Source organism: Pseudomonas lurida, from assembly GCF_002563895.1.
GTDB classification, from domain to species: Bacteria; Pseudomonadota; Gammaproteobacteria; order Pseudomonadales; family Pseudomonadaceae; genus Aquipseudomonas; species Aquipseudomonas lurida.
On sequence record NZ_PDJB01000001.1, the window covers coordinates 70,462 to 82,811 of the forward strand.

The 12,350-nt window shown below is 60.9% G+C and carries 12 protein-coding genes; 6 read left to right on the top strand and 6 right to left on the bottom strand.

The annotated features are described in order from the left end of the window. Nucleotides 1–27 precede the first annotated feature (27 nt). Nucleotides 28–804 carry an N-acetylmuramoyl-L-alanine amidase gene (locus tag ATH90_RS00375; protein ID WP_034110634.1) on the top strand — a complete coding sequence of 259 codons (777 nt, stop codon included), beginning with the start codon at nucleotides 28–30 and terminating at the stop codon, nucleotides 802–804. On the opposite strand, the gene ATH90_RS00380 is transcribed toward ATH90_RS00375, so the two are convergent. After that, complete coding sequence (locus ATH90_RS00380; RefSeq protein ID WP_098465482.1) at nucleotides 801–2,588, bottom strand: KinB sensor domain-containing domain; 1,788 nt, start codon at nucleotides 2,586–2,588, stop codon at nucleotides 801–803. The two genes, ATH90_RS00375 and ATH90_RS00380, sit on opposite strands and share 4 nt — an antisense overlap. Nucleotides 2,589–2,598: 10 nt before the next feature. Next, a complete protein-coding gene (gene algB / locus ATH90_RS00385) occupies nucleotides 2,599–3,945 on the bottom strand; it encodes a sigma-54-dependent response regulator transcription factor AlgB (protein WP_025854310.1) in 1,347 nt (448 codons plus the stop codon). A gap of 386 nt (nucleotides 3,946–4,331) precedes the next feature. Here algB and ATH90_RS00390 point away from each other — a divergent pair, with 386 nt between their 5' ends. From ATH90_RS00390 to ATH90_RS00410, 5 genes are all read left to right on the top strand, one after another. Continuing rightward, a complete protein-coding gene (locus tag ATH90_RS00390) occupies nucleotides 4,332–4,616 on the top strand; it encodes a hypothetical protein (protein WP_034110702.1) in 285 nt (94 codons plus the stop codon). 79 nt (nucleotides 4,617–4,695) lie between these two features. Next, a complete protein-coding gene (locus ATH90_RS00395) occupies nucleotides 4,696–4,860 on the top strand; it encodes a DUF1328 domain-containing protein (RefSeq protein WP_003170804.1) in 165 nt (54 codons plus the stop codon). Between the two features lie 2 nt (nucleotides 4,861–4,862). Next, on the top strand, nucleotides 4,863–5,330 hold the full coding sequence (locus ATH90_RS00400) for an inhibitor of vertebrate lysozyme family protein (protein ID WP_098465483.1): 468 nt from the start codon (nucleotides 4,863–4,865) through the stop codon (nucleotides 5,328–5,330). 728 nt (nucleotides 5,331–6,058) lie between these two features. Next, nucleotides 6,059–7,390 carry a glutamate/aspartate:proton symporter GltP gene (gltP, locus tag ATH90_RS00405; RefSeq protein ID WP_034110638.1) on the top strand — a complete coding sequence of 444 codons (1,332 nt, stop codon included), beginning with the start codon at nucleotides 6,059–6,061 and terminating at the stop codon, nucleotides 7,388–7,390. A 98-nt stretch (nucleotides 7,391–7,488) separates the two neighbouring features. Beyond that, a complete protein-coding gene (locus ATH90_RS00410) occupies nucleotides 7,489–8,718 on the top strand; it encodes a nucleoside recognition domain-containing protein (protein WP_034110640.1) in 1,230 nt (409 codons plus the stop codon). A 103-nt stretch (nucleotides 8,719–8,821) separates the two neighbouring features. Here the strand turns inward: ATH90_RS00410 and ATH90_RS00415 are convergent, their stop codons facing one another. The 4 genes from ATH90_RS00415 to ATH90_RS00430 are packed head-to-tail and all read right to left on the bottom strand — an operon-like array spanning nucleotide 8,822 to nucleotide 12,318. Then, entirely contained in the window at nucleotides 8,822–9,433 is a 612-nt protein-coding gene (locus tag ATH90_RS00415; RefSeq protein ID WP_034110642.1) for an ABC-type transport auxiliary lipoprotein family protein, read from the bottom strand. Continuing rightward, nucleotides 9,430–10,368 carry an MlaD family protein gene (locus ATH90_RS00420; protein ID WP_069078660.1) on the bottom strand — a complete coding sequence of 313 codons (939 nt, stop codon included), beginning with the start codon at nucleotides 10,366–10,368 and terminating at the stop codon, nucleotides 9,430–9,432. Before ATH90_RS00420 ends, ATH90_RS00415 begins: the two co-directional genes overlap by 4 nt. Before the next feature lies 1 nt (nucleotide 10,369). Continuing rightward, nucleotides 10,370–11,173 (bottom strand): ABC transporter ATP-binding protein, encoded by an 804-nt coding sequence (locus tag ATH90_RS00425; protein ID WP_098465484.1) that lies wholly within the window; start codon nucleotides 11,171–11,173, stop codon nucleotides 10,370–10,372. After that, nucleotides 11,170–12,318: an ABC transporter permease gene (locus tag ATH90_RS00430; RefSeq protein ID WP_034110647.1), complete on the bottom strand. Its 1,149-nt coding sequence runs from the start codon at nucleotides 12,316–12,318 to the stop codon at nucleotides 11,170–11,172. Before ATH90_RS00430 ends, ATH90_RS00425 begins: the two co-directional genes overlap by 4 nt. Between the last annotated feature and the right edge of the window lie 32 nt (nucleotides 12,319–12,350).

Sequence of the window (12,350 nt, forward strand, 5' to 3'; positions counted from 1 at the left end):
TTGTCCTTCAGCGTAACGTCTTCCGCCATGAAATCCTTGTACATCGCCTTTGTGTTTCTTCTGCTCGCGGGCTGCGCCAGTGGTCCGCGCCTGGACACCACCCACCCCTCGGTGAACCACGACAACCGCATACAGTTCGTGGTCGTGCATTACACCTCCACCAACCTTGAACGTTCCCTGGCATTGCTTACCCACGGCCAGGTCAGCAGCCATTACCTGATCGGTGACGACGCCTCAGGCACCCTCTACAAGCTGGTGGATGAGAGCCAGCGCGCCTGGCATGCCGGGGAAAGCGAGTGGATGGGCCGTACCTGGCTCAACTCCAGCTCCATTGGTATCGAGATCGTGAACCCTGGCTACAAGGACACGCCGACAGGCCGCTTGTGGTATCCGTATTCCGAGGCGCAAGTGAAGTCCCTGGTGGTCTTGCTCAAGGACATCAGCAAGCGCAACGGCATCGACCCCAAGAACATCATTGGCCACAGTGACATCGCGCCGCTGCGCAAGCTTGACCCGGGCCCCCTGTTCCCCTGGAAGCGCCTGGCGGATGAAGGGCTAGGCGTCTGGCCGGATGCCCAGGCCGTCGCGCGGTTCCAAGTGCAATACGCCGCGGAACTGCCCAGCATTACCTGGTTCCAGGAAGAGTTGGCTCGCCTTGGCTATCAGACGCCCCAGACCGGCGAGCTGGATGTAGCGACGCGTCACGTGATCGCGGCGTTCCAGATGCATTTCCGGCCATCGCTGTTTGATGGCACGCCAGATGCGGAAAGTGCCGCGATCCTGCGTGCGTTGAACCGTCGTTAGAGCGGCAGCGCCATATAGAATTGAGTACCCTGCCCCGGCCGCGAGTACACGCCCATGCGGCCGCCGTGCAACTGCACGATCTCCTTGCACAGCGCCAGCCCGAGGCCGGCGCCGCCTTTCTTGCGGCCCACCTGGACAAAGGGTTCAAAGATCCGCCCCTGCTGCCCATACGCAATGCCCTCGCCGTTATCCTCGACGCTGATAATGACCCGCTCGCCATGGCGGCGCGCCTGCAGACGAATTTGCCCGCCAGCAGCGGTATGGCGCAGGGCGTTGCCCAGCAGGTTGTCGAGCACCCTTTCCAGTTGTGCCTGGTCCGCGTAGAGCCGCGGTAGATCGGGTTGAGCTTCTACGAGCAGTTCGATGTCTTGCGCGTTGGCTGGCTCGACGAAACGCGCCCGGGCATGTTCGAGCAGATCGGTGACATCGCACGGCCCCAGCGTGAGTTTCTGCAGGCCGTTCTGGTAGCGCGAGAAGTTGAGCAGGTCGTTGATCAGCTGCATCAGCCGCTGCATCTCCTCGTTGACCGTATCCAGCAGATCCGCTTCACGGGAGTCCGCAGGAAATTTAGCACGCTCGCGAAACAGCCCGAATGCCATGTGCATGCCGGTCACCGGAGTACGCAGTTCATGGGAGGCACGTAATACGAACTCGCTGCGCACCCGTTCGAAGGCGCGTTGTTCGGTGACGTCATGCAGCACCATCACTGCCCCGAGGATATGCCCCTGGATATGGCTGACGGGGGTCAGGCTATAGGTCAACAGGCGAAGTTCGCCTTCGACCTCCACTTCCAGGTCATCCGGTGCCCGTTCCAGGTTGCCGCCGCGCAATACCAGTTGCAGTTGCTCATCCAGTTCCGGCCGCGCCAGCGCCTCGCCCAGGCCCTGGCCGAGGCGTTGCTCATCCCAGCCCAGTTGACGCTGGGCCACAGGGTTTAGGTGCTCCAGGCGGCCTTGGCGGTCAATCATCAGCAGACCATCGTCGATGCTGTCGAGCACCGCTTGCAGGCGCTGTTGACCGGCCAGAAGTTCATCGACATTGGTCGCCTGATGCTGGCGTACCGCTTCGGCCATGATGCCGAAGCGACGGGTCAGCTGGTTCATTTCCGCTGCCGATGAGATCGGCAGCGTCACCTCGAAATCGCCTTGCCCGATCTTGTCCGCCGCCTTGGCCAGCGCCTCGATCGGCCCGCCAAAACGCCGCGCGATACCATGCGCCGTCACAAAGCCGATGATCAGCACCGCGAGGCCTACCAACCCCAGCAACCCGGCGATCAGCAAGGCGCGTTCGCGAGACTTGTGCTCGCTGTTGCTGATGTTTTCCAACGCCTGCTTGTGTTCGCTGATCAGGCCGTTGCGCAGCGTATTGAAGGTGTCGGTGAGTTTTTCCTTGGTGCCTGGCGGGGGGGGTGGTTGCTGGGACTCGTCAAAGGCCTCCAGTAGTCGCTGATACTGGCTTCGGGCCTCGCTGAAGCCTGTCCCGCGTCCGTCGCGCTGTTCATGGGCGATGCCCTGGTCCAGCAGTTCGAAGTAGCGCTGCTTGGAGGCTTGCAATGCCTCGGGGTCTGGGCGGTCCTCCAGCATCATGATCAGTTGGTCACCCAGGCTCTGGCGCAGCTTGAGCCCCAGGTCCAGGGTGATGAAGTTGCTGCGAATCAGGGATTCCTGGGTCTTGGCCATTTGCATGACGCTCACCAGGCCCAGGATCAGGCCCAACAGGGCGACGGTGATCAATGCTGAGATACTCAGGAATAACCGAGTGCGCAGCTTCATCGCTAACTTCATAAGGTACAGCTCACAGGTTGTACTGTTTGCGTTTGCGGTACAGGGTCGACGCGTCGATACCCAGGGTGCGAGCAGCCTGGTCCAGGGTGTCGCTGGTGGCGAGCACGGCGCCGATGTGGGCTTTCTCCAGTTCGTCCAGGCTCAGCGCCGCCCCGATGCGTGGAGCGTTGTTGGTTGGCTGCTCGGCCATCCCCAAGTGGCTGATTTCAACCTTCTCCTGTGGGCAGATGATACTGGCGCGCTCAACCACGTTACGCAGTTCTCGAATGTTCCCCGGCCAGCGGTAGTTGAGCAATGCTTCGCGCGCTTCATCGCTGAAACCGCGTGCCGGTCGGGCGTATTCCTTGACGAAACGCGCCAGGAACCGATCGGCCAGGGTCAGGATGTCTTCGCTGCGCTCGCGCAGCGGCGGCAGGTGCAAGGTGATCACGTTGAGGCGATAAAGCAGATCCTCGCGGAAGCGACCATCACGCACCATGTCTTCCAGGTTCAGGTTAGTGGCGGCGAGAATGCGTACATCGGCACGACGGGTGACGGGGTCACCCACTCGCTCGTACTCCTTGTCCTGGATAAACCGCAGCAACTTGGGTTGCAATGTGAGGGGAAAGTCGCCGATCTCGTCGAGAAACAGGGTGCCTCCGTCGGCCTGGTTGACGCGACCCAAGGTGCTCTCACTGGCCCCGGTAAAGGCGCCACGGCTGTGGCCGAACAGCTCGCTTTCCATCAGCTCAGCCGTCAGCGACGGGCAGTTGATGGTCACGCAGGACTTTTTCGAGCGTTTGCTCCAGCCGTGGATGGCGCGGGCCAGCTCACCCTTACCGGTGCCGGATTCACCCAGGATCAGGATGTTGGCGTCTGTCCCGGCCACCTGGCGCGCAGTTTCCAGCACCACCATCATGGATGGGCTATGCGAGTCCAGGCCGTCCTTGGGCTGGCGTACTTCGCCTTCGAGGGCTTCAAGGCGCGCAGAGAGCTGGCGCACTTCCAACTGCTTGGCAGTGGCAAGGCGTAGTTGGTCGGGGCTGCAGGGCTTGACCAAGTAGTCGGCGGCTCCGGCCTGGATCGCATCCACGGCGGTATCGACCGCCGAGTGGGCGGTGACTATCACCACGCGCATCCACGGTGCCTGAATGCGCATCTGGGCCAGCACGTCCAACCCATTGTCTTCGCCCAGGCGCAGGTCGAGGAAGCACAGGTCGAAGACCTGGCGCTGCATCAAGGTATCCGCCTGGGCTGCACTGTTGGCGGTGGCTACGGTGTAACCCTCGTCTTCCAGGCAATAACGGAAAGTGCGGAGGATCGCGGATTCGTCATCCACTAAAAGAATGCGGCCTTGAAGTTCCTTGGCTGATTCCATCTGTCCCGCGCTCCTTAAACTATGTGTGTATGAATGATGGTGGTTAGTCCCGGAATAATCGGGCAAGTTGCATGGTTCATTCTGATCGATAAAAGGCAATGTCGTGCAGCTATCTGCATCGCGTCCTACAAAGCCCCGCCTGATGGCGTTTCCATGCTTTCTTGCCAGTTCGGCAACACGCTTCACGTGTTCTATCCCTTGATCCGACCGCTGGCGATCGTGCATTTCGCACGGCTTGCGGGGGTGCATCGTGCAGGATGCTGGGCAGTCGTGTGACTGATAATATTTAACTCTTTGATTTTATTGAGTTTTATTTTGTAAAAAAGCTGGCATGCGCTCTGCAATATCTCTCCCAACGAATAATCAGAATGCGGGAGAACAGCAGCATGACTCGCCAAACCCTCAGCCAACTGCGTGTTTCGCCACTGCACTTGCAACAAGGCCTGTTTGCCAGCCTGGCCTTGATGGTCACGCTGATCGGTGGCCAGCAGTTGCAGCATTGGCAGCAGAGTCAGCAGCAGATTCCCCAGTTCGAACGTCCGGCCATGACCCAGACCCATTTCCGTTCCGTTGGCAGTGTTGCTGCCGATGTAACAGCCCCGCAACTGCAAATGGTTGACCAGGAATCTTCCCTGAGTGAACTGCCATCCCAGGAGCGTTGGGTGTTCTAGGCACCACAAGGCCACTCGTGTTGAGTGGCTGCACAGCACTACCGCTGTTACCTCTTAAAGAAGCATAAGGAGAATCACCATGTTGAGTTGGGCAATCACATTTCTGATCATCGCCATTGTGGCTGCAGTCCTGGGCTTCGGTGGCATCGCGGGCACCGCCACGGGTATCGCAAAAATTCTGTTTGTGGTCTTCCTGGTGATGTTCATCGCTTCGTTCTTCTTTGGTCGTCGCGGCCGAGGCTGAACATGACCACTTTGTCTTTCAAAGCCATTACTGCCGCCCTGCTGCTGGGCGGTAGCGGCTTGGCAATGGCCGCCAATGACGGCCAATCCCGAGCCAACGAATTGCTCAGCGCGGACCCGCAATACCGTGAAACGTGGCAAGGCGTAGTGAAGAAAGAAGAGCGCCTGCCGGAATGGGTCATGAACCTGTCTGGTACGGCCGAGCAGATGAATGCCGTGGAAGAAGATGGCGACAAGTACTTGGTCGGGCCGCTCTGCGAAACCGCGGACACCTGCTTGGACAAGCGCCTGATTGTTGCCTTCAGCCTCGACAAGGAGGATGCCTACGCCATGTTGGTGGAAGTCCCGGCCGGCCTGCCGGCGGACAAGTCCCCCACGCGGCACGCCGACTACCGCTTTATCGGTAAACCGGATGAAGGCATGCAGAAGTTGCTGATGGAGCAACTGAAGAAAGATCCGAATTGGTACTAGGTTCCGTCTGACGCGTTTGTCGTCTACGGGGCCAGCGTCCATAGAAAGAAGCCCCTCGCTTCTTTCTGTCTGCATTGCCCGCCAAGGGCGGTGCATGACCAAGGGGCCGGGTTGCTCTGATCAATCGCGATCGGCGCGACCTACGGGTACAGGGAGTGCCTGCGCAAGGGCCGGGTCAGGTGAAAAGCTGCGACGCAGGTTCACAAGCCCATGGCTTGCTGAACTTGCGGCGGGCTTGTCAGGCTCACCTGCCGCTTCGTATGCCCCACATAGTTGATAATTCCCTTTCTGCTCTTGGCCAACCGTTACTTGGTGTGTCGGCCCGACCATCTATCGATAAAATCTGGTCTGGTCCATAGGACACTTCCGACGCTAAACACCGGTATTCCCAGGCATTTCTGCCACAGCCCGAGAGACGTCCTGATTCTCTGAGCGAGCCGGCTTTGGCAGGTTCACGGCATGTCTGCTGGACAAAATGTCACATTTGAACTGACCGTTCGGACAGTTATTATTAAAAAAAGCCATGCCGATTCGGCATAGGGTAGGCGTTTACGGCATTAGACGTCGCTCCCTTGCATGGGAATAGTTGCGCCTTTTTTCGCCTGCCAGTAAGCCATTTCGGCCACGCTGCGGTGACCTTCCATGGAGGCAGATGCACACACTTTTTCGCTTTCGAGCGTTGCGGCTGGCGCATTTGCCTTAAGTTCACTTGAAGTAAGGGTAATGACATGAAGAAGGCAAAGCTAAGCCTCGCCTGGCAGATCCTCATCGGTTTGGTGCTGGGGATCGCAATCGGTGCAGTGCTCAACCATTTCAGTGCTGAAAAGGCCTGGTGGATCAGCAATGTGTTGCAGCCAGCGGGCGATATCTTTATCCGCCTGATCAAGATGATCGTGATCCCGATTGTGATCTCCTCGCTCATCGTCGGCATTGCCGGTGTCGGCGACGCGAAGAAACTCGGGCGTATCGGCGTCAAAACCATCCTTTACTTCGAAATCGTCACCACCATCGCCATCGTGGTTGGCCTGCTGCTGGCCAACCTGTTCCATCCGGGTGCCGGTATCGACATGAGTACCCTGGGTACCGTCGACATCTCCAAGTACACCGCCACTGCCGCTGAAGTGCAGCACGAGCATGCGTTCATCCAGACTATCCTCAACCTGATCCCTTCGAACATCTTCGCCGCCGTTGCCCGTGGCGAAATGCTGCCGATCATTTTCTTCTCGGTGCTGTTCGGCCTCGGCTTGTCGAGCCTCAAGCCTGAGCTGCGCGAGCCGCTGGTGACCATGTTCCAGGGCGTGTCCGAGAGCATGTTCAAAGTCACCCACATGATCATGAAGTACGCGCCGATCGGCGTCTTTGCACTGATCGCCGTGACCGTCGCCAACTTCGGCTTCGCCTCCTTGCTGCCATTGGCCAAGCTGGTGATCCTGGTTTACGTCGCCATCCTGTTCTTCGCTTTCGTGATCCTCGGTCTCATCGCCCGCCTGTTTGGCTTCTCGGTGATCAAGCTGATGCGCATCTTCAAGGATGAGCTGGTGCTGGCCTATTCCACCGCCAGCTCCGAAACCGTGCTGCCGCGTGTGATCGAGAAGATGGAAGCCTACGGCGCGCCGAAGGCGATCTGCAGCTTCGTGGTACCGACTGGCTACTCGTTCAACCTCGACGGTTCGACCCTGTACCAGAGCATTGCCGCGATCTTCATCGCCCAGCTGTATGGCATCGACCTGTCGATCGGCCAGCAACTGATGCTGGTGCTGACGCTGATGGTCACTTCCAAAGGCATCGCCGGCGTACCGGGCGTGTCCTTCGTGGTGCTGCTGGCCACCTTGGGCAGCGTGGGCATTCCGCTGGAAGGCCTGGCGTTCATTGCCGGTGTCGACCGCATCATGGACATGGCGCGAACAGCCCTTAACGTGATCGGCAACGCGCTTGCCGTGCTGGTCATCTCCCGTTGGGAAGGCATGTACGACGACGCCAAGGGCGAGCGCTACTGGAACTCGCTGCCGCACTGGCGCAGCAAGGAAGCGTCGCCGGCCGCGCAAGCCACCCGCAGCTGATAGCCCGATGGCGCCAAGACAAACCCCGGAGAATTCCGGGGTTTGTCGTTTCTGCCAGCCCCGCTATCATTCGCTCCATTCTTCGAGGGGTTTAACTGATGCTCAATGGCCTGTGGCTTGGCTTCTTTGTCGTGGCAATGGTGTCGGCACTGGCGCAATGGCTGGTCGGCGGTAACGCCGGGATTTTCGCGGCGATGGTGGAAAGCATTTTCGCCATGGCCAAATTGTCGGTTGAAGTCATGGTGCTGCTGTTCGGCACCCTGACGTTGTGGCTGGGCTTTTTGCGCATTGCCGAAAAAGCCGGGATCGTCGATTGGCTGGCCAAGGCGCTTGGCCCGCTGTTCCGCCGCCTGATGCCGGAAGTGCCCGCCGGCCACCCGGCCATCGGCTTGATCACCCTCAACTTCGCTGCCAATGGCCTGGGCCTTGATAACGCCGCCACGCCCATTGGCTTGAAAGCGATGAAGGCGCTGCAGGAACTGAACCCCATCCCTAACACCGCGAGTAATGCGCAGATCCTGTTCCTGGTGCTCAACGCGTCTTCGCTGACGTTGTTGCCGGTGACCATCTTCATGTACCGCGCCCAGCAAGGTGCTGCAGACCCAACGCTGGTGTTCCTGCCGATCCTGCTGGCGACCAGCGCCTCGACCCTGGTCGGCCTGCTCTCGGTCGCGATCATGCAGCGCCTGCGGCTGTGGGACCCGGTGGTGCTGGCGTACCTGATTCCGGGTGCACTGGTGCTCGGCGGTTTCATGGCGCTGCTGGCGACCCTCTCCGCCACCGCGCTGGCCGGGCTGTCGTCGATCCTCGGCAACCTCACGCTATTCGGCCTGATCATGTTGTTCCTGGTGATCGGGGCGCTGCGCAAGGTCAAGGTGTACGAGGCGTTTGTCGAAGGCGCCAAGGAAGGCTTCGACGTGGCCAAGAACCTGCTGCCGTACCTGGTGGCGATGCTGTGTGCGGTGGGTGTGTTGCGTGCCTCCGGGGCGCTGGACTTTGGTCTTGAAGGCATCCGTCATGTGGTCGCCTGGACGGGCATGGACACGCGCTTTGTCGATGCCTTGCCGACCGCGATGGTCAAGCCGTTCTCCGGCAGCGCCGCGCGGGCAATGTTGATCGAGACCATGCAGACCCAGGGCGTGGACAGCTTCCCGGCGCTGGTCGCGGCGACGATCCAGGGCAGTACCGAGACCACCTTCTATGTGTTGGCGGTTTACTTCGGTTCGGTCGGGATCCAGCGGGCCAGGCATGCCGTGGGGTGTGCGTTGCTGGCGGAGTTGGCCGGTGTGGTGGCGGCGATTGCGGTCTGCTACTGGTTCTTCGCTTAAGGCTGATACCGCTGTCGCAGGCGAGCCAGCTCCCACAGTTGACCGCGTTTAGCCTGATGAAATGCGTTCGGATGTGGGGGCTGGCTCGCCTGCGAAAAGGCCGTCAGCGTTTCGCTGCAGTATTGCCCTGCGCCACCACCCAATCCACCACCTGCTTGTTCAACTGATCCCCCGCCTGCCCAAACCCGGCAACCACCGCCGGCACCTGGGTGCCGCTCACCGGCTGCCTCACCTCAAACCGTCGGCTGGCAACAATCCGCTGATCACTGCCGCGCACCAGGCGTGCATCCAGGCGAATCACCACCTCCACCGCAGTACCGCGGTATTCACTCTGGAACGCCTGCAGTTGCCCACCCAACTCATAGTCGGACTGCAAATTGGTGTCGTCGGTGCTCAGCAGCGTTACCCGGCCATCGCGCTGGAAGCCATCCATGAAGCGGTTGCGCAGGAGCACGGGCGACGGGTCGCTCCAGCGCGAGTGGGCATAGCTGCTGATCAGGTCACCGTTGGGCACCACGGCAATGCGCGGGCTGTCGAGAAACTCGCTGGTCTGCGGCTTGTTCACGCGCAGTGACCAGCTGACCGGCGTGCCCTGGCTGGCGGTCTGGGCCGTCGCCAGGCGATACACATCCGAAGGGTCGGCCTTAGGCAGGATCGAGCACGCGCTCACGAGCGCCAGCGCTAGAGGGGCAATCAGTTGGTAAGCACGCTTCATGGCGTGAACTCCTTGTTCTTGTCGCTGCCCAGCAGGTAACCGCTGGGGTTGGCTTCCAGGCGGCGGGAGATAGCGCGCAGCGAGCCCAGGGTTTCGCGCAGTTCGCGCACGGCTGGCGCCAGTTCGTTGAGGCCTTGCATGCCGCTGTTCACCGAGTCCTTGTTGTGGGTCAACAAGGTGTTGATGGTCGCGGTGCTTTGCTCAAGGGATTTCATCGCCTGCTCGGCGCTGCCGAAGGCCTGCTTGCCTTGCTCGTTGAGCAAGCCGTTGGCGTTGCGCATCAGCACGGTGGTTTGCTCCAGGGCGGCGCTCGCCTGCTTGCTCACCTGCATCAGCTGCTGCATCACCACCTTGATGTCGCCGCGCTGGTCGGCAATGGCGCCGGTGGTTTGTTGCAGGTTATCCAGGGTGTTGCTCAGGCGCTCGACGTTCTCGCGGGAGAACATGTGGTTGGCGTTGTGCAGCAACAAGTTGATGCTGGTCATCAGGTCGTTGCTATTGTTCAGCAGCCGGGCAATGGGCGATGGCGAGGCGATGATTTCCGGCAGGTTGCCGTCCTTGCCCTTGAGTTCGGGGCTCTGCGGTGTGCCGCCACTGAGCTGGATGATCGAGGTGCCGGTGATGCCGGTCAGTGCCAGCTTGGCCTGGGTGTCCTCCTTGATCGGTGTCTGCCCTGCCAGGCGGATGCGCGCCAGCACGCGGCGCGGGTCGTTGGGGTCCAGGCGCAGACTGATCACGTCGCCCACCTTGATCCCGCTGTACTGCACTGAACTGCCCTGCGACAGGCCGCTGACCGCCTCGTTGAAGATCACTTCGTAATCCTGGAAGGCGCTGTCGACGCTGGATTTGGCCAGCCACAGGCCAAACAGCATCGCGCCGACCACCACGATCACGCTGAACAGACCGATCATCACATGATGGGCTCGGGTTTCCATGTCATACCTCGTTGAGCGGTTGAGCGGCATCCAATGCCGCGCGGCCCCGGGGGCCGTGGAAATATTCGTGAATCCAGGCGTCGTTCGTTTCCGAGACGATGTCGATGGCGTCGGCCACCAGCACCTTCTTCTGCGCCAGCACCGCCACGCGGTCAGTGATGGTGTACAGCGTGTCCAGGTCGTGGGTGACCAGAAACACGCTCAGGCCCAGCGCGTCGCGCAGGGTCAGGATCAGTTGGTCGAACTGCGCCGCGCCAATCGGGTCGAGGCCAGCGGTGGGCTCGTCGAGGAACAGGATGTCCGGGTCCAACGCCAAAGCACGGGCCAGGGCGGCGCGCTTGATCATGCCGCCGGACAGTGACGCCGGGTACTTGTCGGCCGCCGACAGCGGCAACCCGGCCAGTGCCAGTTTGACCGCTGCCAAGTGCTCCGCATCGGCGCGGCTGAGGCCGGCATGTTCAATGAGTGGCAGGGCTACGTTCTCGGTCACCGTCAGCGAGGAAAACAGCGCGCCCTTCTGGAACAACACGCCAAAGCGCCGTTCCACCAGCGAGCGTTCATGTTCCGGCAGGCTCGGCAGGTTTTTGCCGAACACCCGCACCTGGCCTTCGCTGGGCCGGCGCAGGCCGACGATGCTACGCAACAGTACCGACTTGCCGCTGCCGGACCCGCCGACCACGGCAAGGATCTCACCCTTGTACAAATCGAGGTCGAGGTTCTCGTGCACGCTCTGGCTGCCAAAGCGATTACACAAGCCACGCACCTCAATGACCGCCTCGGTGGGCGCACGGTGTAGACGACTCACCAGCCCATCTCCATGAAGAACAACGCCGCGACCGCATCCAGCACGATCACCACAAAGATCGATTGCACCACGCTGGAGGTGGTGTGGGCGCCCACCGACTCGGCACTGCCGCTGACCTTGAAGCCTTCCAGGCAGCCAATGGCCGCGATCAGGAACGCGAAGATCGGCGCTTTCACCAAGCCCACCAGCAAGTGCTGCACGCCAATGTCCGATTGCAGCAACGAGAGGAACATCGCCGGCGAAATATCCAGCGCCACGGCACAGACCACGCCGCCGCCGACAATCCCCGAAAGCATCGCCAGGAAGGTCAGCATCGGCAGGGCCACCAGCAGCGCCAGCACGCGCGGCAATACCAGCAATTCCATTGGGTCCAGGCCCAGGGTGCGGATCGCGTCGATTTCCTCGTTGGCCTTCATCGAGCCGATTTGGGCGGTGAAGGCACTGGCGGTGCGACCGGCGATCAGGATGGCCGTCAGCAGTACGCCGAATTCCCGCAGGAAAGAGAACGCCACCAGGTCGACGGTGAAAATAGTTGCGCCAAAACTCTTGAGCACGGTGGCGCCGAGGAACGCCACCACGGCGCCGACCAAGAACGTGAGCAGGGCCACGATGGGCGCGGCGTCGAGGCCGACCTGTTCCAGATGCGCGACCATCGGCGTCAGGCGCCAGCGTTTGGGCCGCAAAATGCCACGGGCGAAGGTTTCGAGAATCAGGCCGATAAAGCCCAGCAGTTTCTTGCTGTCTTGCCAGACGGTGTCCACCGCCCGGCCAATACGGGCCAACACTTGGATCCCGGCGGCTTCTTCCGGTGCCTTGTCCGGCACGCAAAAGTCATTCAGGGAGCGGTAGACGGTCTTGAGCAGTGCGCGGTCAGCGGCAGACAAGCTGCAATCGGTCTGCTCGGCGGATTGCTCGATACGGGTCGGCCCCAGCAACTCCACCAGCAGTGAGGCGCCGGCAGTATCGAGGGCGCCGAGGCCGTTGAGGTCGATGCGTGCGCCGGCGTCGTATTGGCCATCGAGCTTGTCCGACAGCTTCTTCAGGCTGGCATAGTGGGCAAGCGTCCAGTCCCCCGTGACCCTCAGTTGTGGCGGGGTGGTGGACGTGTCGAGGTGGGCGGCGCCGGCCGTCGTACTGGTGGTCATAAGCTCCGAGCTTGTTTGGCTATCCACAATTC

Coding starts and splice junctions, on each gene's coding strand:
- ATH90_RS00410 (WP_034110640.1), top strand. CDS start 7,489: ATGCTCAATGGCCTGTGGCTTGGCTTCTTTGTCGTGGCAATGGTGTCG.
- ATH90_RS00395 (WP_003170804.1), top strand. CDS start 4,696: ATGTTGAGTTGGGCAATCACATTTCTGATCATCGCCATTGTGGCTGCA.
- algB (WP_025854310.1), bottom strand. CDS start 3,945: ATGGAATCAGCCAAGGAACTTCAAGGCCGCATTCTTTTAGTGGATGAC.
- ATH90_RS00400 (WP_098465483.1), top strand. CDS start 4,863: ATGACCACTTTGTCTTTCAAAGCCATTACTGCCGCCCTGCTGCTGGGC.
- ATH90_RS00375 (WP_034110634.1), top strand. CDS start 28: ATGAAATCCTTGTACATCGCCTTTGTGTTTCTTCTGCTCGCGGGCTGC.
- ATH90_RS00420 (WP_069078660.1), bottom strand. CDS start 10,368: ATGGAAACCCGAGCCCATCATGTGATGATCGGTCTGTTCAGCGTGATC.
- ATH90_RS00415 (WP_034110642.1), bottom strand. CDS start 9,433: ATGAAGCGTGCTTACCAACTGATTGCCCCTCTAGCGCTGGCGCTCGTG.
- ATH90_RS00430 (WP_034110647.1), bottom strand. CDS start 12,318: ATGACCACCAGTACGACGGCCGGCGCCGCCCACCTCGACACGTCCACC.
- gltP (WP_034110638.1), top strand. CDS start 6,059: ATGAAGAAGGCAAAGCTAAGCCTCGCCTGGCAGATCCTCATCGGTTTG.
- ATH90_RS00390 (WP_034110702.1), top strand. CDS start 4,332: ATGACTCGCCAAACCCTCAGCCAACTGCGTGTTTCGCCACTGCACTTG.
- ATH90_RS00380 (WP_098465482.1), bottom strand. CDS start 2,588: ATGAAGTTAGCGATGAAGCTGCGCACTCGGTTATTCCTGAGTATCTCA.